Genomic DNA, 25,099 nt, shown 5'->3' on the forward strand with positions numbered 1-25,099 from the left:
TACTTCTGCCGCTAGATTCATCTAATTGGTATTTTTATTAATAGTTACTTTTGAGGCGCATCATGTCGTTAGATAAATTAAGAAATATTGCCATTATTGCTCACGTTGACCATGGTAAAACTACCCTTGTTGATAAACTGTTAGAGCAGTCTGGAACATTAGATTCACGCGGCGGCTCTGAAGAGCGCGTAATGGACTCTAACGATTTAGAGAAAGAACGTGGTATTACAATCCTGGCTAAAAACACTGCTATTGAGTGGAATGATTACCATATCAATATCGTAGATACTCCTGGACACGCCGATTTCGGTGGTGAAGTAGAGCGTATCATGTCTATGGTAGACAGTGTTTGTCTTATCGTTGATGCAGTTGACGGCCCAATGCCGCAAACGCGTTTTGTAACACAAAAAGCATTCGCATACGGACTTAAGCCGATTGTTGTAATTAACAAAATCGACAAACCAGGTGCTCGCCCTGAATGGGTTATGGATCAGGTATTTGATCTGTTTGATAATCTTGGTGCAACTGATGAACAGTTAGACTTTAAAGTGGTTTACGCGTCTGCGTTAAACGGCTGGGCAAATGCTGAGTCTGAAGAGCCGACAGAAAACATGGAATCACTATTCCAGGCTATCGTAGACGGTGTTGCTGCACCAGAAGCTGATCGTGACGGTGATTTCCAGATGCAGATTTCGCAGCTTGATTACAACTCATACGTAGGTGTTATCGGTGTTGGACGTGTTACTCGCGGTAGCGTTAAAGTTAACCAGCAGGTAACTATTGTTGGTTCTGATGGTAAAGAGCGTAAAGGAAAAGTGGGTCAGGTATTAGGTTACTTAGGTCTTGAGCGTCATGATGTTGAGCTTGCACAAGCGGGTGACATTATTGCAATCAGTGGTTTAGGCGAACTTAAAATCTCTGATACTATCTGTGCGCAGAATAATGTTGAAGCAATGCCTCCTTTAAGCGTTGATGAACCAACGGTAACCATGACTTTCCAGGTAAACACTTCACCATTCTGTGGTAAAGAAGGTAAATACGTTACATCACGTAATATCCTTGACCGTTTACAGAAAGAGCTGGTACATAATGTTGCACTTAAAGTTGAAGAAACTTCTGATCCGGACAAATTCAAAGTATCTGGTCGTGGAGAATTACACTTAGGTATCTTAATCGAGAACATGCGTCGTGAAGGTTACGAGCTGGCTGTATCTCGTCCTGAAGTTATCGAGCGTATGATTGACGGTCAACTGCATGAGCCGATGGAAACATTGACCATTGACTGTGAAGATCAACACCAGGGTTCTGTAATGGAGCAGTTAGGTATCCGTAAAGCGGAACTAACTAATATGACGCCAGATGGCAAAGGCCGTGTACGTTTAGACTTTATGATTCCAAGTCGTGGTTTAATCGGTTTCCAGACTGAATTCATGACATTAACGTCTGGTTCTGGTCTTCTATACCATAGCTTTGATCATTACGGTCCGCATAAAGGCGGTACAATTGGTCAGCGTCAAAATGGTGTATTAGTTTCTAACGCGACTGGCAAAGCGGTTACTTACTCTTTATTCTTCTTACAAGATCGCGGCCGTCTGTTCCTTGGTCATGGTGTTGAAGTATATGAAGGTCAGATTATCGGTATTCATAACCGTGCTAACGATTTAACAGTTAACTGTGTACGTGGTAAACAGTTAACTAACGTACGTGCATCTGGTACCGATGAAGCGCAAGTACTTTCTCCTGCAATCAAATTAACACTTGAGCAGGCGCTTGAGTTTATTGATGTTGATGAGCTGGTAGAAGTGACACCGGAAAGCATTCGTATTCGTAAGAAACTACTTACTGAAAACGAACGTAAACGTGCGGCACGTCCAGCTAAATCTTAATTAGTTAGAAATAACTGATTAATAAGGTCTTACTTCGGTAAGGCCTTTTTTTTATCTATAATTTAAAGGTATAGTGAGATCATGCCAACGAGTAAGGACAAAGCAGATGGATAAGCAGTTTATTTTCGATAAAGCTAAGATGGTATATTCGTACTTAATATTTCTACTACAGCGCTGTCAGCAGGATAATATTAAGGTACCGGCAGGGCACCTTGCCTATGTCACTCTATTATCAATTGTGCCTTGTTTAGCTGTTGTTTTTTATATGCTTTCAGCTTTCCCGATGTTCTCTGAGCTAAATAAGATTATTGAAGATCTTATTTATAATAACTTTGTGCCGACATCCGGTGATGCCATCAAAGTACATATGAGCGGATTTATAGAAAATACCAAAAAGATGAGCATGATGGGGATTGCATCACTGATTGTGATTGCTCTGCTGCTTATTTCTACTATTGACCAGACTATTAACCGTATCTGGCGCTGTACCAATAAGCGTCCTCGGATACAGGCTTTCACTATCTACTGGACGATTCTTAGTCTTGGGCCGATTATTATCGGCGGCAGTATTGCTTTAAGTTCTTATCTTTTTGCGATTGTTCAGGATGATGGTTTTCTTTCGATCGGGCAAAGGCTGCTTAGTTTTATGCCTTTTATTTTTTCCTGGTTAGCTTTTGCCGGTGTGTATAATTTAGTGCCTCATCAGCGGGTTAGTTTCCGTTATGCTTTAACAGGCGGTTTTGCGGCTGCTGTTTTATTCTCTTTAGCCACCGACCTGTTCACCTTATATATCACTAACTTCCCATCACAGCAGATAATATACGGTGCACTCGCTGTGATTCCTATTCTCTTTGTGTGGATTTATTTCAGCTGGTTAATTGTTTTAGTCGGAGCGGAAGTAACAGCGACATTAGATGAATTTTCAAATAGAAAAGCAATACAAACAGATCCTGGAGCGGAAATATGATTGCCCTTATTCAGCGTGTCAGCCATGCAAATGTGGATGTCGCCGGTAAAACAGTTGGAAAAATTGACGGCGGTTTATTAATTTTGTTAGGTGTTGAAAAAGATGACGATGAAAAAAAATGTAAACGTCTGGCTGAGCGCGTATTGGCTTATCGGATATTTGCCGACAGTGAAGATAAAATGAATCTTAATGTGCGCCAGGCCGAAGGCAGTTTATTAGTTATCTCGCAGTTTACGCTGGCGGCCGATACAAAAAAAGGAAACCGTCCGGGGTTTTCTTATGGTGCCGAGCCGCAGGAAGCAGAGCGCCTTTATGAGTTGTTTAATAAAAATTGTGCAGATACGGGCATCAAGGTAGAGAGCGGCGAGTTTGCCGCTGATATGCAGGTTTCATCAACTAATGACGGACCGGTAACATTCTGGCTGCAGGTATGAGCACAGCTTTGTTTATTTTTTGTTAAACTTATCGCATAGTACGCTGTCTATACGGTTCATTTCTTAATATGAGATTTATACATGTTACGTGTTAACTACTTTACCCTGATATTCTGCGGTTTTACTTTGTGCTTTTCTTCGCTGTTATCTGCCGCCGACAAAAATAAAACTGAGTCTACTATGAAATCTTTTGAAATTATCAATGAGTCGATTATGCAGAGTCCAAATGATAATCGCCGTTATCAGAAGATTCGTTTGAGTAACGATCTTGAAGTGCTGCTGGTATCCGATCCTGATTTAGAAAATAGCTCTGCGTCGTTATCGGTACCGGTAGGCAGCATGCATAATCCGGACAGTCAGCTTGGTCTTGCACATTATTTAGAGCACATGTTGTTTCTGGGCTCAGAGCGTTACCCTGTTATCAATGAATACAGTAAGTTTATGAGTCAACATGGCGGTTATACTAATGCTTATACATCTCAGGAGAGCACTGTTTACGGTTTTGAAGTTAATGACAGCTCCTTTGATGAAGCTTTAGATCGTCTTGGTGATGTTATGCGTGCGCCATTGCTCGATGAAAAATATGCTGAAAAAGAAAGACATACGGTAAATGCAGAACATAAAACCTATTTTGATAACGATATGCGTAAACTTTACGCTCTGCAGCGTTATACCTTGAATCCTGATTATCCAGCGGCACGCTTCAGTACCGGAGATTTAACCACGCTGATCGATAAACCGGGCAGTAAACTACAGCAGGAGCTGGAACAGTTTTTTGCGGAGTACTATTCAGCTAATTTAATGAAAGTCGCACTGACCGGGCCGCGTTCAATTGAAGAACTGCAGAAAGCTGCTAGTGAATACTTAACACAGATCCCAAATAAAAATGCGCAGAAACCGGTTATCGTGACCCCCATGTTAACGGCAGAAGAGTTGGCACTAAAAGTGGAAATGAAACCCACAGCAGACTTGAAGATACTGCAGGTTAACTTTTTAGTGCCTAGCGTAAAAGATGAATATATGTATCAGCCAGGTGGTTATCTCAGTCGTCTTCTCGGTTCGGATCATAAAGGCGGTTTGTCTGATTATCTGCAGAAAGCAGGTTTAGCTGATTCTGTCATGTCCAGTTTTTATGCGCCACATAGCGAACAGTACTCTAAATTTTCTATGCAGTTCAAGTTAACAACTAAAGGTTTAAAAGAGCAGGATACTATTATCGCCAGTCTGTTTGCTTTCATAGACTTAATTAAAGAACAGGGCATTAATGAACAACAGTATCAGGAGCAGAAAAAAAGTTTAGATCAACGTTTTGAATTTTTAACTAAAAATTCTGGTTTTAATTATGTAATGGCATTATCGGCGAATATGCAGGTATATCCGAGCCGTGATCTGCTGTTTTTTCCATATCGTCTGGACAGCTTTAATGAAAAATTTATCGCTCAACTCTTATCTTATTTAACGCCTGAAAACAGCCGACTATTTGAATTAAGTCCGCAGGCGAAAGGCGGTACACAAATTCCATATTATCAAGGGGAGTATGCTAAAAGTGCTGTTACAGTCGAGACTCAGCAGGCCTGGTTAAAGCAGGCTGAAACAATTGAACTGGTACTGCCGAAAAGTAATGAATGGCAGCCGGAAAATTTAACTTTGGTAAAAAAACAGCAGACTGAAAAAGCGCTGCAGCTGGTTAATAAACCAGGTCACTCAGTGTGGTTTCAACAAAGTGAATATATTGATGAGCCGAAAGCGATTATTAAATTACAGCTTAACAGTAATATAGCTGATCAGAGTGCTAAATCTCGTGTGACCATGAACCTGCTCCTGAATATGCTTAGAAAGCAGTTTGCAGAGCTGAATTTTGTCACGCAGGAAGCGGGATTAGGTTTTGCTCTGAGCAGTTCAAACGGCCTGGTGATCAGTACCTCAGGATACAGCGATAAACAGGATAAACTGCTGCTGACGGTATTAAAACAGCTGAAAAATGCTGAATTTAGTGAACAGTCACTCACTCTTGCAAAGCAGGATATGCATAGGCGGCTGAATAATAAAGCGAAAATTAAAGCGATGGATCTGGCGCTTGATGGTTTCAGGCAGGTTGTGCGTCAGCCGGCATGGTCTGATCAAACTCTGCTTGCAGAGGTAGAAACTCTGACCTTAAATGATGTTGATTTGTTTATCAAACAGTTGTTTGACAGTTCGGCTTTACGTCTGATTGCGTTAGGTAATTTAACAAGCAGTCAGGTGCTTGAATTAAGTGCATCCGTAGAAAAAATGGTAAATGTTCAAGCTGACGATTTTTATGTTATTAAACGTTTAAATGCAGACCTTAATCAGGGGGCATTAAACTATCAGTTAAGCTCCGAAATGCAGGATGACGCGTTAGCAAGTATTTATCTTACAACACAGAAAGGCGATAAGCCCCTGGCTTCCGCTGAACTGTTGAATAAGATACTGCGCCCGGCTTTTTACGATCAGATCCGTACGCAGGAACAGCTGACTTACTCTCCGTTTACTGCTACTTTTCCTGTAAATGATCATGTTGCCTTCGGCCTGTTTACGCAAAGTCCAGCAGCCAGCAATGCACAGCTGCATCTTCGTTTTAATGCTTTTCTGGATAATTTTAAAAAGGTTATTGAAGCAACCGGTGAAGACAAATTCGCCGCCATTAAAAAAGCGCATATTGCTAATTACTTAGCGAAACCTACAGCAATGTCAGGAGAATTTGCTTACCTGATTAATGAGTGGTTAAGTGTTAAAAAAGAGATAAATAATAAACAGGTTTATATTCAGTGTCTGCAGGAAACTTCATTAGCTGATATCACCAAGTTTTATCAGGATGTTTTTGTGCACAAGGGTAAGACCCAGTCTGTTTTCATTCAGGTACAGGGGGAGAAGTTCATAAAAGAGCCTCGTTTAACTGTCTCTGGTGAAGTGAAGATTACTGATATAGATAAATTACCCAAGTAACGGGTATATATAGAGTCTCTGCTCACAAAACCATCTAAAGACTCAGTTGTTTAAGTTACTTGTTTGATAAAATATTGATCAAACAGGTGGCTTAAGTTTCAGAGTGTATTTTTCATGATCCCTTTTATTTTACTCTTTCGTAAATCATTAATATCAGTTTTTGGTATTCTTGTAACCTGTTTAACATTTTCTGCCGCCGCTGCTGATATATCTTTCACTGAACAGGAGAGGTTATATTTACAAAATGCTCCAGTCATTAAGGTACATGCAGAAAAATCATGGCACCCTTTTAACTTTACCGAACATAACCAGGCCAAAGGTTATTCTAATGATTTGATTCGCCTGGTTGCACGAAAAGCCGGCTTAAAAATACAGTTTGTGCCGGGTTATCATTGGAATGATTATCTAGGCATGCTGGAAAATGGTGAAATCGACTTAATCACCAATATTAAGATCACTCCAGAACGTGAACAATATGCTCTTTTTACCCAGTATAATCCGTTAAAAGCAATTGACGGTCTGCTCACTTCTAATGAGAAATCTCACTATGCAGACTTTAAATATTTGAAGGATAAAAATATAGCAGTGGTTCGCGGTTTCTCATATGAGGAGTTAATGCGCACTCACTATCCTGAGATTAATCTGCTTTTAACCAACAGTACAGAAGAGTCCGTTGAGCAGCTGGTACTAGGTCATGTTGATGCGGTTTTGGATTCCTATGCGGTGCTTAACTATTATATTCAGCGCTACTTTATCAGCGGCGTAAAAAACGTACCGCTATTTGATCATTATGTCTTTAATCATCTGCATCAATATATGGGCGTTCATAGAAGTAATCCTGGTTTACGTGATATTTTAAATAAAGGTTTATTAGCGGTTACGGATGAAGAATTAGTTCAATTACAGAAAAAATGGTCTATTTCTGAAGAGCAGAATGAACAGTTTGTAGATACCAGCTTTCAGCAGAAAATGCCCGAATTCAGTGAAACTGAGCGTCGTTATCTGCAGCGTAAGGGGGATCTGAATATGTGCGTTGATCCGAACTGGCTGCCTATAGAAGGAATTCGGGACGGACAGTATGTCGGTATGGGTGCTGATTTTCTACAGCTGTTTAAGCAGCGCATTGCTAATGAGGTACATCTGATCAAAAGCAGCTCGTGGACGGAAACTCTACAGTTATTTAAAGAGGGAAAGTGTGATTTTATTCCGGTGATCAGCCGAAGTGAAAAACGCGAACGTTATTTGGACTTTTCATACCCTTATTTGCGTTTTCCACAGGTGCTGGTGACGAAAAAAGAACGTTCAATACACAAGCTTGAGCAGGTATTAGATAAACCCTTAGGCATTGTTAAAGATTATTCCTATAAGGATGTATTTGAAGAAAATTATCCGCAGGGCAATCTGCGCGAGTTTTCATCGCAGCAGGCAGGGCTAAACGCGGTTGAGAGCGGAGAAATTTACGGCTTTATTGATTCTCTTCCTGTGATGGTCAGACAGATTCAAAAATATTACCCGGAACTTAAAATTGCTGATAAGTTTGAACATAAATATGCTTTATCTCTAGCTGTTCAGGAATCTAATCGTGTTTTACTTGGCGTTTTTAATAAGGTAATAGCAAGCATTTCAGTGCGGCAGCACGAGGAGATTATCAACCGCTGGCAGCCTTTGGTTTATGACAAAAAAAACAGTTTAACCTGGTTGTGGTCTGTTTTAGCCGCCGCCGCCGTGATCTGTTTTATCTTCGTTTGGCGTTCGCTGTTATTAACCCGGACGAACCGCCAGCTCCTTGATATGCAGGAAAAACTGCAGCAGTTGGCGATGCGCGATACTCTGACCGGGCTGCCTAATCATTATTACTCTACTGAGGTGCTGAATAAGGAATGGGCGAGGGCAAGGTGTTCTAAGCTGCCGCTCTCTGTGGTGATGCTGGATATCGATCATTTTAAGAGTTTTAACGATCAATATGGACGACTTGCAGGTGACAGCTGTTTAATTGAATTGGCCCGACGTCTGCAGGAGGTCATTAACCGTCCGGCGGATCTATTAGCGCGTTACAGTGGAGAGGAGTTTATTGTGATCCTGCCTGAAACTAGTGACAAAGGGGCACAGGCGCTGACTGTTGATCTGTTTGCTGTACTGCAGCGATGGGCGTTACCGCATAAAGGTTTACCTTCCTCGTCTGTTTTAACTATGAGTGCGGGCTGCGCAACACTTGTTTATGATGACAAATATCAGGCGGATGAACTGCTGCGCAGGGCAGACAGCGCATTATTTAAAGCTCAGGAAAAAGGTTATAACCAGATGGTGCAGTATGGAAATAATTAGTCTCTTTTCAACTGGCCTTGATTCATTTTGATCTTATCTACAGCCCGTTTTTCAGCAGGGCTGTGAATTAGCATCTTGAATTAGAATGGGTATAATAAGCACTCATTTTCTAAGAAGGCTTTTTAATTTATGCGCCCTAGCAACCGTACTCCAGAGCAAAACCGCGATATCAAAATCACTCGTAATTACACTGAATATGCTGAAGGATCAGTATTAATTGAAGTGGGTAATACTAAGGTACTTTGTAACGCATCTGTTTCAGATTCAGTGCCTCGTTTTTTAAAAGGTAAGGGTAAAGGTTGGGTAACGGCTGAATATGCAATGTTACCACGTGCAACTCATACTCGTAATATGCGGGAAGCGGCTAAAGGTAAGCAGGGCGGACGCACCTTAGAAATTCAGCGCCTGATAGCACGTTCATTACGTGCCGCGGTTGACCTTGAAGCTTTAGGTGAAAATATGATCACTGTTGATTGCGATGTTATTCAGGCAGACGGCGGTACACGTACGGCATCTATTACCGGTGCATGTATCGCATTAGCTGATGCGCTTAACTGGATGGTTAAGGAAGGGAAATTGAAAACAAGTCCGCTTAAGCAGATGATTGCAGCTGTTTCTGTAGGTATCTACAAAGGTACGCCGGTATGTGACTTAGATTACGATGAAGATTCGAATGCCGAAACAGATATGAATGTAGTGATGACAGATAGCGGTGGTATGATTGAGATTCAGGGCACTGCAGAAGACGGCGCATTCAGCCACGAAGAGCTTCTTGCTATGTTAAGCCTTGCAAAAGACGGTATTGAGACATTAATCGCTGAACAGAATAAAGCATTAGCAGGAGAATAATTCGGATGAAAGATTATCAGAAAGAGTTTATTGAATTTGCAATCGAAAAAGAAGTGCTTAAATTTGGAGAATTCACATTAAAATCAGGCCGTACCAGTCCTTACTTTTTTAATGCAGGGCTGTTTAACAGTGGTTTGGATTTGGCGCGCTTAGGACGTTTCTACGCAGCCGCATTAATGGATTCTGGTATTGATTACGATCTTCTGTTTGGTCCTGCTTATAAAGGTATTCCAATTGCGACAACCACAGCAGTTGCATTAGCAAATGATTACGATTTAGACCTGCCGTACTGCTTTAACCGTAAGGAAGCGAAAACTCACGGTGAAGGCGGCAGCTTAGTCGGCTCTGATCTTAAAGGGAAAATAATGCTGGTTGATGATGTTATCACGGCTGGAACCGCTATTCGTGAATCAATGGATATCATTCAAGCGCACAATGCAGAGCTCGCTGGTGTATTGATTGCCTTAGATCGCCAGGAAAAAGGTAAAGCAGAGCTTTCTGCGATTCAGGAAGTTGAACGAGATTACGGTGCTAAAGTTATTTCAATTGTGCAGCTGGGAGATTTGGTAACTTATCTGCAGGCTAAACCAGAAATGCAGGAATATCTTCAATCCGTTCAGGCATATCGTGAGAAATACGGCGTTTAGAGTTTATTTGTAAATTCAAACAGCCCCGGAAAACCACTATTTATAGTGGTTTTTTTATATCTTACTTTTAGCTGCAGTATCTCTTAGATGATGTAGATCCTGATAGGTTATTGACTGCAGTTCATGGTGCTCTTTTAAAAAGATATTCAGTTTTTCCAGCGAGTAGGGGGTTAAGCTTTTAGGGTGGCCCATAACATTAAAAACAGCGTGCGGATCTGCTTTATTTTTATGCTCGTTAAGTGCTTTATCTAGTTGTCCGGCCTTACAGCCGTCAAGTGATACAGGACCGCAGGTTGTTCTGCTTAAGCGCTGTATATAATAACTTTTGTCGTGAATGATAGCCTTACCGTCACCAAATGGAGAAAATTTACTGCTGGAAAGCTGCTTGTGAAATGCAAGTTTCCAAAAAAACAGCGGAGATGTTTTAATGGCACTGATAGGCAGTTCGGTAAAATATCCGTCCTGCTGCTCTGTTAACGGATCATCCGTGAAGCGCCACCAGGCCTTGTCCGGCATTCCTTTAAAATTAAAACTGCGACTGGGATCATCACAGCAACCGTCTGTAAACAGGGTGCTGTCTAACCAAATATTATTATTTTCAAGTGACTGTTTAATTTCTTCAAAAGGCTGAAGGCACCAGCCCCCTGCACGAAAAGCAAATATTTCCTGTTCAGTGCATGATTCAAGCTCCTGCTTATAGCTTGTCACTATTTCATCCTGCTCCTGAGGGCAAAAATCATGTAGGCGGTAGCGTTTAGTATTAATTAGCCAGCCTTCGCTGCTGTAGCTGCTGTCCTGCCAGTGCGGATGGATATGCAGCTGTATATCGTGACCCTGTTCGGAAAGTGACTTCAGCTGCTTTTTTACTGATGCGTATTGATCTGTCAGGATAGGAAAATCAGCGCTGTATTGTTTGAGCTTAATTAAAAAACCGGCATCAACAAACAGGCTTATTTTGGTGTCATATTTATTTACAACATTAAGTAAATACTGGGTAGGCCGGATCAGGCTGTGTTCGACACTGCCGCTTTTATTACCAAAAAAAAGTTCATAATCTAAGCTGATCAGTAATTTAACTTTTTTCTTTGCCATTTTGTTTATTCCAATTATTTTTCCACGTATAAATAATAGTTCTTTTTCAGTGAGTTGTTATTGGCGGAAACTGTGAAGTTTCGACAATCTCTGTCTTTGGGTATTGGTCGCATGTTGGTATGCAGAGAAAAGCCCTAGAGCAATAAAAATCGTTCCAGGGCTTTTGTAATGATGATGCTACTTTAGTCTAGCTTTACTGTTTTTTGTTACGGCGGGCAAAACCAAAACCAATTAATGCCAAGCCCAATAGAGCAGCACCTGCCGGAGCGGGAACGGTTGCGGAGAAGGTTGTCTTTCTGCCTTCCCTCACTTGACTTGTGTATGTCCACTGAGCCGCAGTATCAAGATAGTTAGCATGGTGTAGAGTCCCATTCCCGGTAACTACTATGCCCTCTCCATCTACGACGTTCTTAACGACTACATCAAGATCAAAAGTAAAACCATTTACGACCCATAGCGCATTGACAGGTCCAATAGACGGCATGTCTAGAAAAGTAACTGCCATACCCTCGCTGCCTATAAAATTACCAGTTGTTAATGCTGCTAAAACAGTGGAAAAATCAATTTTAGTCACTACCCCAGCAACAACCGTATTGCTTGAAGTACCGAAAAAATCAATTGAACCATCTATTTCCTGTAGTGGGAGTGCCGATACTGTTAAGCTGCTAAGTAAAAGCATTGTTGATATAAAAAATGTTGAAATAAATTTTTCCATTTCATTCCCCTCACTAATAATCACTTATGGTACGAACATAAATTTGTACTACTTTCCATAACTACAGCATAAATAGTGCCAAATTAGTAAATGTTATTTTTATCATATGCTTATATGTTTTTCTTGGCGCTCGGAAAAATTAATTGTAAAGTTTCTCGTCAGTTAAAGTCGAGATTTGGCTTAATGACTGTATACAGCCTGGAAAGCAGCTGCGAAAGGGGGGCTAGGCATATGTGTGCTGTAACCCACAGATGTTTTTGCTGGTTATTTGATGTTTGGAATTGTAACTATTTGATTATAAATAGAAGTTGTTTTGTTGTTATATGCTCCGTAAGAGATTACCTGAGATAATTACTCCCTCTTTATTTGCAGTCAGTGTAATATTTTTCGACATTAGCAGGATCAAACAGTTAGTATTAATGAAAGTCATTATGAAATGCTATATACCCAGGCAGTCCGGGTATGCAGCATTTCAAATTCAGGTTTCTCTGAACAGCAAACTAGTTTACTGTTTTATTATTGATTTGCCTTAAGTGCTCTTTGATTGCCTGCTCATCTGGCGCGAGCTGCACAGCCTTCTCGATTAACGCTTTACCAGCAGCTTGCTGGCCATTATTAAATAATATCCAGCCGTAAGTATCTACAATAGCGCCGTTAGTTGGATTAATATTATAAGCTCTTTTGGCTAAGCTGACGGCTCGATCATTACCCTGTTCAAAATAGATCCAGGCGGCATTGTTAAGGCTTGTTACTTCGTTTGGTGCTTTTTTTAGTATCTCTTCATAAAGCAGCAGAGCTTGTTTTGTCTTGCCTTGTTTCTGCTGATAGATAGCATCATGGCGTATGGCCCTAAGGCTGCCGGGTATTTCTTTTCGCCAGTCAGCAAGATATTTCACCGCGGCTGCGGGATCTGTTTTATTTAAGGTTTGATAAATTTTTTCTGCGATGAATTCATTCTTTTTCTCCTGCCATTCTTTCTGTAATGAATCTACCGCCTGCTGCGGCCTGTCCTGCGCTAGGTGCAGGTCTGCCTGCAGTATATGAGATAGAGGACTGTCCGGTAGTAAAGCTGCGATCTGATCAGTAATCTTCTGCGCTTCTTCGTATTGTCCGGAACGAATCTCGACATTTGCTAATAAACCCAGCAGACTCTGTTCCTCAGGAGATTCTTTAAGCGCGTCTAAAAGTATTATCCGCGCATTTTTATAATCTTCCCTGGCGAGCGCTGCGGATGCTTTCTTCATATTAAGCTGTTGTATCAGTTTATTTAACAGCGGTTGATATTTTTCCGGTAAACCTTTGTCTGCTGACTGGCTAAGCTGGGTTGTTAAGTCCAGCTTATTCTGCTGCAGGGCTAAATTTGCTAATGTCAGCGCGAGTATTGAAGGCTCATGATTACCCGGAAAATGGTTTTCAGATTTGAACGGATCTAAGCGCAGCTGGATTAAACTTAAAACCAAACCTCGGTAAGCTTGAATCTCCTGAGGATAAAGATGAACTATTTCTTTGAAATTTAATAAGTTAAGCTGCCATTTCTGCTGAATTTGATAGATGTAACTTAAGCTGTAAAGCGCCTGAATATTACCTGCTTCAGCTGTTCTTATTTTGTTTAAAATCTGTTCGGCATCGCTGAAGTTTTTCTGATGAATTCGATAACTGGCAACAATTAGTTGAGTTTCTGTGCTGTTTTTATAGGAAAGTGCTAGTTGTTTAACGTAGTTATCTGTATCTGATGTGCGTTTTAAAATCAGCAGTTGTTTAATATAAGCCGTCTGCAGTTTCGGATCTGCCGGTGATGCCTGTAATGCTGCGCTCAAGGTTTGTAATGCTTTTTCAGGCTGCGGTGTGGTTAAACGATTGTAGTAAAGAGCCTGCAGTAATATTAGCTGCGCTGCATCTGGATGTAGTTTTCTTGCTTGATTGAGGGCTGTTTCAGCTTTTTCAAACTGTTTTTCTTTAATAGCTGCTGTCACATAAAGTGCCCAGGTATCATTATTGTACTGTTCCTTCGGCATATTCTCTAATAAAGCTAAAACGTCATCGGATTTGTTAAGCTTTAGCTGGGCAACGGCATAGAGTTCCGTAAGCTTAGTTGCGGAGGTTTCTGGATCAACCACATCGGATAAATGCTTTTCTGCATTATTAATATCACCCTCACTGTAGAGTATCAGCCCCAGCAGCGTATTCGATTTTTTATGGGAGGGGGCTGTCTCAATAATCTCCTGTAAAACCTTTTTGGCTTCTGTTAACTGGTTTTTTTTAAATAACTCCAGCGCGACGGTATACTGCTGTCTTACAGACTCGGCTCCGGGAAACTCTTCTGCTAATATTCGTGAATAGATCATCGCCTCTGCGCTGCGTCCCTGCAGGGTTAAAACATCGGTTAAACGCTGCAGTATTTCGATCCTGTCGGGGGTGAATATATCTGCTGACGGTAATGCACTTAATGCTAGAGAAAGTGTTTGTTCAGCATTAATATAATCTCCCTTATCAATATAGACACGACTTTTCAGAATTAAAGCTTCACTGTTTGTCGGCGCTAGTTCAATAATATCATCAAGGATCTTCAGTGCGCCGTCGTGGTTCTGCGACACAGCTTCGATACGAGCGATGCCAAGCATACTGTCAATTTCATAATCTGGGTCTTTTACTAACTGATTAAAAGCCTGCAGTGCTTCCTGTAGTTTATTTGAATACAGCCATTGCTGAGCCTGCGCAAATGCAAAACGCTGAGGCTCTACGGCTAACAGCTGTTGATGTCCGTTAATAATTTTCTTAGACGAAGTCAGTTTACCTGATTTTTGATAGGCTGTGAGCAGGGAGAAATAATACTCACTTTCTTTAACGCCGGAATAACTTTCAAGTACTTTAATACTCTGCTCAGCTTGACCGGATTTTTGATAAGTAGCTGCTAAAATAAGGTAACCGTCAACTTTGTCCGGATTTGCTTTAACTGCTTTATTGGCAGCGGTAAAGGCTGCTTGAAACTGGTGCTGCTGAAGATAAGACTTTCCCTGCTGGACGTACATTGCCAGGTTGCCTTTTTGTGAATCGGGAGATTCATTACAACCTGACAGTAAAGCTGCGCAGATAAGTATTATTATTGATAAAACAATTCTTATTTTATCACTGCAGTAAGTTGCCTTCATTAAGAGCTCCTTAAATAAAACCCTGTTTTAGTGAAAAATCGGATTAATAGTTTGTTAGCTAGTTCTGATTTAAATTATATTTTTTCATTAGGTCATATAGTGTCGGTCGGGTAATTCCTAATAATTTTGCTGCTGCTGAGACATTATTTTCTGTGGTGATTAATGTTCTTTTTAAGGCCTGTATCTCTGCATTCTGACGAACTACTTTTAAGTTCAGCGGTGTCTGGTTTGCTAATTTCAAACCAAGATCTTCAGCGCTGATATATTTCTGTTCACACATAATTGCGGCCCGTGTAACTTTATTGCTAAGCTCGCGAATATTACCCGGCCAGAAGTGTTCTTCGATAGCGTTAATGGCATCCTCAGTAAAACCGATAATTTTCAGATTCTGCTCCTGGGTGTACTTTTTCAGTAAATAACGTGCAAGTAATATTTTATCGGCACTACGCTCTCTTAAGGCTGGTATATCAATCTGTATTTCAGCTATCCGGTAATAGAGATCTTCACGGAACTCACCGTTTGCCATCATAGCTTCAAGGTCTCTGTTAGTTGCACAGACAATTCGTGTATCAAGGTGAATTAATTCTCGTCCTCCGACGCGCTCAATGACTTTCTCCTGTAGAAAGCGCAGCAGCTTAGACTGCAGCTGCAGTGGCATTTCACCTATTTCATCTAGAAATACCGTACCGCCGTTGGCAAGTTCAAATTTTCCAGGAGTGCTTTTTACTGCTCCCGTGAATGCGCCTTTTTCATATCCGAAAAGCTCACTTTCAAATAAATTTTCAGGCAGCGCCGCGCAGTTAATTGCCACAAAACGTTTCTCATTACGGGGACTAAGAGCATGCAGTGATTTAGCTAAAACCTCTTTTCCTGTGCCGCTTTCGCCGAGTAATAAACATGCAGCATTAGTTGGTGCGACTTTTTCTATCAATCGGCATACTTTTAACATTTTATCGTCGGTGGTGATTAAACCTTCAAGTGTACTGCTTTTAGCCTGGTTAAATTCTCTATTTTTTGTTTCTAGCTGATGCATATGAAATGCCCGCTGCACGATAAGATCCAGTGTCTGCGGATCAACGGGTTTACTGTAAAAGTCATAGGCTCCAAGATTAACTGCTTTAAGTGCATGTTCGTTACTGTCATTACCTGTCATGACAATAATTTTCATATAGGGGTTCATATGCAGGGCCTGCTGCAGCAGGTCAAACCCTTGAGTAACCCCGTCCTCGTCCGGAGGCAGGCCAAGATCCTGCACCATTACTTTGGGCTCATGTAACCTGATCGCGACGACCGCCTCGCTTAATGTGGTGGCTGTAACGATATTATAATCACAAAAGTGCCATTTTAACTGGGTCAGTAAGCCGATATCGTCTTCGACAATTAATAAACTCGCCTCGTCATCTTTTTTCAAAATACTTTCCTTAAATACACTGACATTTAGTATATAAATACGATGCGTGTTGCGTAGTTCTGCTCTGTATTGTCCGCTTCACTTCGATCAAATTTCTGATCCTCCCAGTCAATACGGAACTGAATATATAATGAGTCTGTGAAGTTATAGCGACTGGAAACTGATGCTTCCATCTGGCGTTTTTGTTCCCCGCTGTACAGATCGGATAGTTTATAATGGACAAATACATTGGCGCTCCATTTATCCGTTATCGGCCAGTCAAGCTGAGTATTTATGCCCTGGCTGTCAGAGTCCCTAGTTTCGTTTATGCTGCTGATGGACTCATCTTTGTTAAAGTATATAGAGGATTTGCTGGTTAAATGGTCGTCAAACATAGTGTATTGATGAGACAGACTGGCTTGTGTGGTCCACACTAATTGATTTTGGAAAAAATCAAGTTCATTACTATTACCTTCCCGCAGTGAGGAATCAGTCAGCTCTCTTTTGGCGCTTAAGATTAATAAATGCTGCTTGATCAGTGCATCGGCTGTTAAGCCGTAATTTAAACCATCGTATTCTGCGTTCTGATAATCAACCAGGCTCTTACCAACACTGAGTGAGTAACTTCCCATGCGGTGCTTTCCTGATATTTGCGAACTGAATATTTGTGTCTTGTAACTGTTGGTGTCTGTCTCAAACTCGACCTTGCCGTTACTGTAGGAAAACTGGATCTGCAGCTCTTTTTTTAACTGGTGCTGCCAGCTGACCTGTCCCGAGTTGCTGTCATTATTTTTACTGCTGAATTCATGAAACCTTGCCTGACTATGCGCAGCGCTTAAAATGAATTTTGAACGCTCGGTATAGGGGATGAACCACTGCGGCTCTACAGTAAAGATATCTCGTTCAGTTTCATTTGAAGACAAAGAGGCTATATTTTCATCAACAACAAAACGCTCTCTATCATGGCTGAGCCCAAGCAGCAGATTTTTAGTAAATATTTCTTGAGAAAAAATCCCTTTACCGGCCCAGAATTTGCTGTCATCCAGCAAACTGTTACTTTCGTCGGTATATTCTGCGCGATAGTTAAGAGCAATGTTATTTGTTTCATTTATTTTTGCATAGCTAACTTCAACATCTGCTCGTTTACGACCGCTGCTTTGCGTATTTTCTGCTGTTTTATAGATGTTGTCACTATAGTTATATTCAGCACCGAACTGGATGAAATTTTTTGGTGCTGGTAACTGACTGCTTTCCTGCTCTGCCGCTGTTAATAAAGAGGGGGAAAATAAAGCGAGAGATAACAGTCCGTTGTAAATTTGCATGGATAGAGTTTTCATAGACATACCATCAGTTGTTAAAAATAAGACCGGCAAGTTTGTCGGTACTGATAATGTCAATTCCGGCCTGTACCTGTGCCGTATTTGACTGACCGTAGCGAACAACTAGAATCGCAAAGTCGCAAAGTGAAGCTAAAATCTGTCCTTCTGCATACAGTCCTATCGGCGGTGCATCGAGTATAATAAACCTGTCTGGATAGCGCTGTTTTATCCGCGCCATAAACAGCTCCATTTTTTCAGAAGAAAAATATTCAGCCGCATGCTCTGTTCTGATGCCTACCGGGATCATTCTTACACGCGGAATACCCGACGGGTAAATGATCTCTTCCATATCATCTGTATCCTGAGCAAGAAAGTTGGTTAAGCCGAGCCTTGGTGTAACTTTAAAATAGTTATTGAGTTCTGATGCATGGATATTACAGTCGATTATTACGGCAGTTTTACTACGGTCAAGTGCAATGCTGGCCGCCAGGTTGATAGCGATTGAGGTTGTACCAGCATCAGGATTAATACTGGAAATCATGCAGATGAAATTATTGTTATTGGAAACTTTTAACAACTTAGTGCGCAGTTCGCGGTAATCATTGAGTGTTTTATAGTTGCTGCAGCTGGCATAAATAATTTTACGCTCATCAAGCTCTTCCGGAGTGAGTAGAAACTCCTCTTTCATCTTGCAGATCTGCATACGGCTCTTTTTTTCTATATTAGCCGCAACGATATGGTTGTTATCACTTAACTGTGTACTGTCATTATTTACACTTTTTAATGTCATGTCTTAGCTCCAAAGCGTGAGCAGTTGAGATGCCGGAATATCATATTTATACATAAAGGCTGCACCCGCATATAAAGCCATGGCGAATAACATGTAAAACATCAGGGTTATATTATGAATACGCCGTTTTTGTATTTCTGAATGATTCATACTGTGACTGATTGAGGCAAGCAGTGGAACTCCCTCGAATGAACTCAGCTGTGATGAAAACCTCACCTTGCCGTCAAGCGACCCCTTGATAATAAATATGATTATCAGAAGCAGGAAAGACAGAATAGGACCGGCGATAACAAAGTGTAGGAATCTAGGTCCGGATGCTGTTGTCGGGTAAGTAGCCGGTTCCTGAATTTTGTAGTTTACCCCCTGTCCTTCAATATCTAAGACCATTGACAGGCGGGCTTTTTCTTTATTGGCCAGCATATCTTCATATAATACCTTAGTAACGCTGTTATCCCGGTTTAACTCAGCAAGCTCAGCTTGATTATTGGCAATACGTTTGCGGCGATCATAAGCTTCAGCGAGTAATGCCTTGAAGGCGTTTAAGCGATTATTAATGGTGGTATGTTCAACTTGAGCAGAGGATAATTTACTGCTTATTTCCTTATATAAAGGGTTAAACTCAGCGCCGTTGTCCGACTGCGTTTTCTCTGCTGAGTTTAGTTCTTCGATGGTTTCCCTGAGGTCTGTAATCTGGTATCTCAGATCAATGACGGACGGGTAGTCGTCCTTGTAGACTAACAGCAGGTTAGCGAGCTCCTGCTGCAGTTCCTTAAGTCGTGTATGATAAAGGGCCGCTTCATAATCTTTTGCGGAAAACTTATCCTGTGACGACAGCTGTTTTTTGAATGATGCAATACGCGTTAAGCTTTCCATTTTTTGAATTTTCATATCTTCAATATCGGCACGTATTGTTGATATACGTGTTTCAACTTCTGATTCTGTGCCGTCTAAGTGCGTTGATTTAAAGTTTTTTAATCTTTGTTCAGCTAACAGCAGCTGCTTTTTATAGCTGTCAACCTGCTGCTCTATAAAGTTAAATGCGCTGCGGCTCTCTTCTCGTTTGGTATTGGCACTGTCTTCAATAAACAGCAGCACAACTTCATTAAGCAGGCGAAAGGTTTTATCGGCGGTATCATCTTCATATGAAACTCTGATGTAGTTGCCGGAGATACTTTCGATACTTAATTTCTGGCGCAATTCAGTTAATTTATTCTCTTTGTCTGTACCTTCAGGAAATGCATTTTTACCGTAGATTTTGTTCATCACCTTAGTTAACTGGCGTGGTGAATAAATTATGTCACGAACCTGATCCGTGCGGTTTTGTTTTACGCGGGTAACTTCCGTCTGCTTACCTAATAAAGGTTTAATAACATTTTGAGTATCAGCGTAAATAGTTACTTCACTTTTGAATACTGACGGTTTAAATATACCTATTGCCATAACAGCAAAGCTTAACAGCGTGATAATAAATGCCGTTTTGAATTTACGCTGGCATATTTCCCGCCATGCAGTAACAAAGTACTTTAATATATCGGTATGTTCCATAATTAAAATATACTCTCTGGGACGATTAGGATGTCTGACGGCTGAAGCTCGTAATTAGTTGAGATGTCGCCTTTCTTAATGATTTTATCGATCTGTATGGAATAGCGCTTAGTACCATCTTTAGTTTTTCTGTACAGAAGAGCTGAATCTCCATCGGCAAAAGCAGTTAAACTCCCGGCTTGAAGTACAAGATCTAGTATGGTCATGCCGCGGCGGTAGGGAATGGACTGCGGGAGCTGCACTGCACCGGTAATGCGGACTCGACTTAAAAACTCGGCACTTTCTGCGGAGATAACAATAACGGTTACCTTAGGCTGACGGATAAATTTTTCCAGCTGTTTGGTAAGCACAGCTGCTAAATCTTCTGCTGAAAGGTCAACCGCTGTCGCATCACCCACTAAAGGCACTGAGATTTTTCCATCGGGGCGCACCGGCACTGTCATTGATAGGTCTGGATTCTGCCAGACATTAATAAACAGCTGATCTCCTGTGCCAATCGTATATTCCGGAACATCAACAGCTTGCTCTGGCGTTTCGATTGAGGTGGCACAAGAAGCCAGGATCGTAACACTGAGTAGAATTAGTAGTATTTTTTTCATATAGCCCTCTATCATTTATCCGTTTAATTTAAAGTTATAAACTAATTTGATATTCACAATTCCTAAAATACTTATCGTTTATCGGCATCAGGGAGATGTCTTAATCTGCTTATTGAATGTCCCTGTATTCTGAAAACGCTAAGCCGATTTGTTTAAGTCTTTTTCTGCGATATTTAAGGGTAAATAGATGGAAAATGTGGTGCCTTTTTCTTTAACACTCTCAACAAAAAGCTCTCCCTGTAACGAGTGTATTAGCTCTCTTATCTGATAGGCTCCTAGTCCCATGCCTTCATTTTTTTTTGTACTAGAAAACGGTTTAAATAATAGTTCATTTATAAAAAATTGCTCCATTCCACAGCCTGAATCTTTGATTTCTAACCATAAAGCTTCTTTTTGCGTATTTAATTTAATCGCGATTGAACCGTTGTCCGGCGTGGCATCCTGAGCATTTTTTATAAGATGGTTGATGACCATTAATAATTTGTCCGGGTCCGCCATAACAAAGGCTGTCGGCCCGTTAATGGACAAGACCGGTTTGGGAAAACCATTGGAATTCATTTCCAGCGCATTTAACAGAGCATCATTAACATTGACCCTTTCCATGTTTCCCTGCGGGTTTCCCTGTAGTTTAATTAACAACTGATCCATTTTTTTTACTGAATTAGTGATGGTTAAAATTACGTCGCTGACAAACTCGGGTTCATGCTTGAATTTGTCGGCATTTTTTATCATCAGGCGCTGCTGTGCGACCAGGTTTTTTATATCGTGAATTGCAAAAGCGGTGACCTTGTTAAACAGATCAAATTTTTTATTCTGAATTAATTTTTCCGATGCCTGCTGATGATCAATATAACTGGCGACTTGTCTTCCGGTAAGTTTCAGGATGTCTAAATCTTCCCATGTTAAGCATGATAAAACCGATTCTTTGCATAATACGATGAAACCAATCAGGTCATTACGGTTATTAAGGGGGACAATCGTCCAGGCATTCTCTGTATTAACAAACCATTCCGGCAGATGCCCGTTATAGGAGTTATCAGTGTCGCTGGAGTAGCGGGGGGCCTGAAAAACCCACTCCTGCTGTTCCATTATCTGAATAAAATCACTGTCGTTAGATTCAATCGGCAGGGTGGATTGTAAGTCTAGATTTTTTACTGCTACGAGAGAGAAAAACTGCTGTCCTTTTATCCATATTCCACCCTTATTGCAGTCAAATAAGGTTGTCATGGCCAGCAATGCTGTCTCATAGCTATTGCTTTCCTGTTTTTTTTTGGAAAGCAGAATATCCAGTTTTATCCACTGCTTATGATAGTCATATTTGTGAGTGAAAAAATGTTTGCTGGTCCAGACATTGACTCTTCGTCTAAATTTTTCCATGCATGACAAAGTTGCAATCGCAAATACCGCCATCACGTAGAATAATATTTCCAGAACTTCAGCCCATTGAATACTAAGTGATTTAACGGCAAAGCCGAGTAATGACATGGAAACTAAAAAAGTACCCGCTAAAATAAAGCTGGTATTAAACAGGATCACTGTATTTGAAAGCTTAAATTGACTTTCTTGACGCTGTTTAAACGGATAAATAATAATACTGAGAGTAAGCAGCAGCGAGGTACTGCTGCTGATAAATCCACGCGCATACCAGAGACTGTTGCTGTTGCTGATCTGCAGCAGTAAATTGCAGTAAACCAAAGTATCATAAGCAACCTGGGTGATCACAACGAGTCCGACAAACTTTGCTATACGGCTGGAATCGGGGTTTCTAAGCAGTTGTTCGGCCATGACAATAGCGGCTAAACAGAACAGTATTTTTACGTAAAGCCATAATATAGGATAGGGGAATTCAGCTAAACTGCGGGTTAATCCGTAGCAAAAAATGATCAGACAGAGTGTCGTACATATATTTATGCTCAACGGCCACTGCAGCGGAATTTTTGTTTTTCGTGAATGTATTAACAGATAAATAAGAACAGCTAGCCAGCTGCTGTAACGCAGAATTTCAAGGTTCTGAAACTGCCAGCTCAGCGCAGTAAGAGTGACAGGGCTGCTTGCTAAGCTAATGTGCCAGAGAGCGGCAGAAACCGCCATAGCAGTAAAACTAAGCTTTAATTTTATGTTTTTGATATTAATTAAAGCGGTAACCGCTAATGCAATTTCAACACAGACTGTTAATAAATCAAAAATAGTTAGTTTTAAGTAATAATCGATCATTATTCGCCTTACCTCGAAATTATAGTAACTGACGGCAGCTGCTGATTTTTGTTTAATTACTTAAGTAAGCGTTTTTTACTGCTGTATTATTTATAAGATCCCGCGGGTATCAATCACCATGGTGGCTGCAAAGTGAGTTTTATCTGCCGCGATTTTAAATTCTTTATGGTCCACTAGTACAACCACAACATTAGCGATTTCCAGTGCATGCTCTAAATGAGTAAACTCAACACCCATTTTTAGCAGATGCTCAGGTAATGAGCGTAAATTAGGTTCTACCGCAATTAACTGGCCAATTTTGTTTTTGGCTAACTGCTCAACGATCTGTAAGGCCGGGCTTTCTCTAAGATCATCAATGTCCGCTTTAAAAGCCAGCCCTAAGCAGGCAATAACCGGACGCTTAAATTCATCTGCCGCGCGGGTTATCTGTTCGATTACGTAAACATGTTTATGATCATTAGTTAAGCGTGCTTGTTTAATTAGGTTGGCTTCTTCCGGGCAGCTGTCAACAATAAACCAGGGATCCACGGCAATACAGTGACCGCCGACGCCGGGCCCGGGATTTAAAATATTTACTCTAGGGTGACGGTTAGCTAATTTAATCAGTTCCCATACGTTTATTTTTAATTTGTCACAGATGACGGATAACTCATTGGCAAATGCAATATTAACGTCTCGAAAAGAGTTCTCGGTTAATTTTGCCATCTCTGCTGTTCGGGCATTTGTGATAATGCACTCGCCGCGGACAAAGGTGCCGTAAAATGTAACCGCTTTATCACTGCATGATTTACTCATGCCGCCGATAACCCGGTCATTGGAAACTAATTCCTGCAGCACATGACCTGGTAAAACCCGTTCCGGGCAGTGTGCAATATTAATATCGGCCGCATCCCCGCTGTTCTGAGGAAAGGATAAATCTGGACGTGCTTCGGCTAACCAGTCTGCCAGTTTTTCAGTGGTTCCTACTGGAGATGTTGATTCTAAAATAATCAGATTCTCCTTTTCCAGGACCGGTGCGATGGTCTTAGCCGCTTCTTCAATATAATGAAGATCCGGATGATGACTGTCATCATTACTGTGGATAAAAGGGGTGGGTACTGCAAGTATAAAAACATCTGCCGGCTCTGCAGTGGTTACCGCACGTAAGTTACCGGTAGACACAACGCTGCGCACAACAATATCCAGGTCAGGTTCGACAATATGAATTTTTCCGGCATTGATGGTATCGACCGCTTTTTGATTAACTTCTACGCCGATCACACTCATACCTCGGGATGCAAGAATCGCCGCTGTTGGTAGTCCTATGTATCCAAGCCCGATTACCGACACTTTTTCAAAACTCATAAGGCACCCCGTGTATTGTTGGTTTTCATTAGGTCAATTCAGTAATATCAAACAGTTAAAGTGTAATCAGCATAGTAATGATTGTGCTTATTTACAATTATCCGACAAGTTTTCAATTGCTTGAGTTGTATCTGTAAGAGTAGATATTAGAGCGCTTATTAATAAACTTGAGAGCAGTATAGGATGTGGTTATTGAACTGCTGTTAGCACAAGATAAGCGCTGAATTTATCTATAAGAAGCTTAGTCCAGGAATGAATTTTTTTGCTGGTCTGTTTTTTTAGTAAGACTTAATTAAGTGATTTACCTCTCATACTGACACTGTTAATTGTGAATATTATGGTTGGAACTGTAGAGGATTTGTGTGCTGACTTTCAAAGCCTAAATCATTAAATGCAGTTATAGAAAAATAATAAAGTCTGTCTGCCGACAGTGTATCTATTTCGATAAAGGTCTGCTGTGGATCATTAATAATGATCATATTATCTAACTGCTGTGCAGATTGTCCGTAGTAGATTTTAAAACCGGATAAATTAGTCAGCTCTGAGCCGTTTTCATTGAAAACAGGTGCTTCCCAGCTAATCTTGACAGTGGAACCGCTTTGCCCTGTCTGAGCTGTTATATTATCCGCATTTGCATCTGAAGCGGATAGTTCTGACGAACTGCCGCCGCAGGCGCTCAGCAGTAGAGCCGATAAGCCGAAAAAAGTTAGGATATAAAATTTGCTTGAAGTTTGTGACGATTTTGAATAATTCATTTACTGGCTTACGCTTAGTGGTGGTTGAAAATTGAACAGTTGAACATGATAGATAATAATATTCACAAGTCAAATTTTTCAGCAGCAGCAAAAAAGCTTTGAATGGAATGCA

18 protein-coding genes are annotated in these 25,099 nt (G+C 40.9%); 7 read left to right on the top strand and 11 right to left on the bottom strand.

The window, feature by feature from the left end; all coding sequences use genetic code 11:
• The first annotated feature begins 62 nt into the window (after positions 1-62).
• The 7 genes from typA (at position 63) to pyrE (ending at position 10,075) form a co-directional block, all read left to right on the top strand.
• On the top strand, positions 63-1,886 hold the full coding sequence (typA, locus tag G327_RS0105275) for a translational GTPase TypA (protein ID WP_019613715.1): 1,824 nt from the start codon (positions 63-65) through the stop codon (positions 1,884-1,886).
• Positions 1,887-1,992: 106 nt separating this feature from the next.
• Positions 1,993-2,853: a virulence factor BrkB family protein gene (locus tag G327_RS0105280; protein WP_019613716.1), complete on the top strand. Its 861-nt coding sequence runs from the start codon at positions 1,993-1,995 to the stop codon at positions 2,851-2,853.
• Positions 2,850-3,287, top strand: coding sequence for a D-aminoacyl-tRNA deacylase (dtd, locus tag G327_RS0105285; protein WP_019613717.1), 438 nt, complete (start codon positions 2,850-2,852; stop codon positions 3,285-3,287). The genes G327_RS0105280 and dtd overlap by 4 nt, the downstream gene beginning before the upstream one ends.
• Positions 3,288-3,467: 180 nt before the next feature.
• Positions 3,468-6,254, top strand: coding sequence for an insulinase family protein (locus G327_RS0105290; RefSeq protein WP_245542675.1), 2,787 nt, complete (start codon positions 3,468-3,470; stop codon positions 6,252-6,254).
• 114 nt (positions 6,255-6,368) lie between these two features.
• Positions 6,369-8,579, top strand: a complete 2,211-nt coding sequence (locus G327_RS0105295; protein ID WP_019613719.1) for a transporter substrate-binding domain-containing diguanylate cyclase — start codon at positions 6,369-6,371, stop codon at positions 8,577-8,579.
• 129 nt (positions 8,580-8,708) lie between these two features.
• Entirely contained in the window at positions 8,709-9,428 is a 720-nt protein-coding gene (gene rph, locus G327_RS0105300; protein ID WP_019613720.1) for a ribonuclease PH, read from the top strand.
• A 5-nt stretch (positions 9,429-9,433) separates the two neighbouring features.
• Positions 9,434-10,075: an orotate phosphoribosyltransferase gene (gene pyrE / locus G327_RS0105305; protein WP_019613721.1), complete on the top strand. Its 642-nt coding sequence runs from the start codon at positions 9,434-9,436 to the stop codon at positions 10,073-10,075.
• Positions 10,076-10,129: 54 nt separating this feature from the next.
• Here pyrE and G327_RS0105310 read toward each other — a convergent pair whose 3' ends face one another.
• The 11 genes from G327_RS0105310 to G327_RS0105360 all read right to left on the bottom strand — a co-directional run bounded on the left by G327_RS0105310 (position 10,130) and on the right by G327_RS0105360 (position 24,987).
• Positions 10,130-11,167, bottom strand: coding sequence for a polysaccharide deacetylase family protein (locus tag G327_RS0105310; RefSeq protein ID WP_019613722.1), 1,038 nt, complete (start codon positions 11,165-11,167; stop codon positions 10,130-10,132).
• Positions 11,168-11,360: 193 nt separating this feature from the next.
• Positions 11,361-11,882, bottom strand: coding sequence for a PEP-CTERM sorting domain-containing protein (locus tag G327_RS0105315; protein WP_019613723.1), 522 nt, complete (start codon positions 11,880-11,882; stop codon positions 11,361-11,363).
• 500 nt (positions 11,883-12,382) lie between these two features.
• On the bottom strand, positions 12,383-15,031 hold the full coding sequence (locus G327_RS0105320; protein ID WP_019613724.1) for a tetratricopeptide repeat protein: 2,649 nt from the start codon (positions 15,029-15,031) through the stop codon (positions 12,383-12,385).
• A gap of 58 nt (positions 15,032-15,089) precedes the next feature.
• The gene (gene prsR / locus G327_RS0105325) at positions 15,090-16,442 is read right to left on the bottom strand and encodes a PEP-CTERM-box response regulator transcription factor (protein WP_019613725.1); all 1,353 of its coding nucleotides are present in this window, start codon (positions 16,440-16,442) and stop codon (positions 15,090-15,092) included.
• 26 nt (positions 16,443-16,468) lie between these two features.
• On the bottom strand, positions 16,469-17,758 hold the full coding sequence (locus G327_RS0105330) for a TonB-dependent receptor (RefSeq protein ID WP_019613726.1): 1,290 nt from the start codon (positions 17,756-17,758) through the stop codon (positions 16,469-16,471).
• A 10-nt stretch (positions 17,759-17,768) separates the two neighbouring features.
• On the bottom strand, positions 17,769-18,530 hold the full coding sequence (locus tag G327_RS0105335; protein WP_019613727.1) for a CpsD/CapB family tyrosine-protein kinase: 762 nt from the start codon (positions 18,528-18,530) through the stop codon (positions 17,769-17,771).
• A gap of 3 nt (positions 18,531-18,533) precedes the next feature.
• Entirely contained in the window at positions 18,534-20,075 is a 1,542-nt protein-coding gene (locus tag G327_RS0105340) for an XrtA system polysaccharide chain length determinant (protein WP_019613728.1), read from the bottom strand.
• Positions 20,076-20,077: 2 nt separating this feature from the next.
• The gene (locus G327_RS0105345) at positions 20,078-20,674 is read right to left on the bottom strand and encodes an XrtA/PEP-CTERM system exopolysaccharide export protein (protein WP_019613729.1); all 597 of its coding nucleotides are present in this window, start codon (positions 20,672-20,674) and stop codon (positions 20,078-20,080) included.
• A 138-nt stretch (positions 20,675-20,812) separates the two neighbouring features.
• Positions 20,813-22,888, bottom strand: a complete 2,076-nt coding sequence (gene prsK, locus G327_RS0105350; protein WP_019613730.1) for an XrtA/PEP-CTERM system histidine kinase PrsK — start codon at positions 22,886-22,888, stop codon at positions 20,813-20,815.
• 90 nt (positions 22,889-22,978) lie between these two features.
• Positions 22,979-24,232, bottom strand: a complete 1,254-nt coding sequence (wecC, locus tag G327_RS0105355) for a UDP-N-acetyl-D-mannosamine dehydrogenase (RefSeq protein ID WP_019613731.1) — start codon at positions 24,230-24,232, stop codon at positions 22,979-22,981.
• A 335-nt stretch (positions 24,233-24,567) separates the two neighbouring features.
• Positions 24,568-24,987 carry a fibronectin type III domain-containing protein gene (locus G327_RS0105360; RefSeq protein ID WP_019613732.1) on the bottom strand — a complete coding sequence of 140 codons (420 nt, stop codon included), beginning with the start codon at positions 24,985-24,987 and terminating at the stop codon, positions 24,568-24,570.
• Between the last annotated feature and the right edge of the window lie 112 nt (positions 24,988-25,099).

The organism is Psychromonas ossibalaenae ATCC BAA-1528 (assembly GCF_000381745.1).
GTDB classification, from domain to species: Bacteria; Pseudomonadota; Gammaproteobacteria; order Enterobacterales; family Psychromonadaceae; genus Psychromonas; species Psychromonas ossibalaenae.

What these genes read in the sequence shown, in the direction of transcription:
- G327_RS0105360 (WP_019613732.1), bottom strand. Translation starts at nt 24,987, where the DNA reads ATGAATTATTCAAAATCGTCACAAACTTCAAGCAAATTTTATATCCTA.
- G327_RS0105290 (WP_245542675.1), top strand. Translation starts at nt 3,468, where the DNA reads ATGAAATCTTTTGAAATTATCAATGAGTCGATTATGCAGAGTCCAAAT.
- G327_RS0105310 (WP_019613722.1), bottom strand. Translation starts at nt 11,167, where the DNA reads ATGGCAAAGAAAAAAGTTAAATTACTGATCAGCTTAGATTATGAACTT.
- G327_RS0105295 (WP_019613719.1), top strand. Translation starts at nt 6,369, where the DNA reads ATGATCCCTTTTATTTTACTCTTTCGTAAATCATTAATATCAGTTTTT.
- G327_RS0105280 (WP_019613716.1), top strand. Translation starts at nt 1,993, where the DNA reads ATGGATAAGCAGTTTATTTTCGATAAAGCTAAGATGGTATATTCGTAC.
- rph (WP_019613720.1), top strand. Translation starts at nt 8,709, where the DNA reads ATGCGCCCTAGCAACCGTACTCCAGAGCAAAACCGCGATATCAAAATC.
- prsK (WP_019613730.1), bottom strand. Translation starts at nt 22,888, where the DNA reads ATGATCGATTATTACTTAAAACTAACTATTTTTGATTTATTAACAGTC.
- typA (WP_019613715.1), top strand. Translation starts at nt 63, where the DNA reads ATGTCGTTAGATAAATTAAGAAATATTGCCATTATTGCTCACGTTGAC.
- pyrE (WP_019613721.1), top strand. Translation starts at nt 9,434, where the DNA reads ATGAAAGATTATCAGAAAGAGTTTATTGAATTTGCAATCGAAAAAGAA.
- wecC (WP_019613731.1), bottom strand. Translation starts at nt 24,232, where the DNA reads ATGAGTTTTGAAAAAGTGTCGGTAATCGGGCTTGGATACATAGGACTA.
- G327_RS0105330 (WP_019613726.1), bottom strand. Translation starts at nt 17,758, where the DNA reads ATGAAAACTCTATCCATGCAAATTTACAACGGACTGTTATCTCTCGCT.
- G327_RS0105320 (WP_019613724.1), bottom strand. Translation starts at nt 15,031, where the DNA reads ATGAAGGCAACTTACTGCAGTGATAAAATAAGAATTGTTTTATCAATA.
- G327_RS0105340 (WP_019613728.1), bottom strand. Translation starts at nt 20,075, where the DNA reads ATGGAACATACCGATATATTAAAGTACTTTGTTACTGCATGGCGGGAA.
- G327_RS0105315 (WP_019613723.1), bottom strand. Translation starts at nt 11,882, where the DNA reads ATGGAAAAATTTATTTCAACATTTTTTATATCAACAATGCTTTTACTT.
- G327_RS0105335 (WP_019613727.1), bottom strand. Translation starts at nt 18,530, where the DNA reads ATGACATTAAAAAGTGTAAATAATGACAGTACACAGTTAAGTGATAAC.
- dtd (WP_019613717.1), top strand. Translation starts at nt 2,850, where the DNA reads ATGATTGCCCTTATTCAGCGTGTCAGCCATGCAAATGTGGATGTCGCC.
- G327_RS0105345 (WP_019613729.1), bottom strand. Translation starts at nt 20,674, where the DNA reads ATGAAAAAAATACTACTAATTCTACTCAGTGTTACGATCCTGGCTTCT.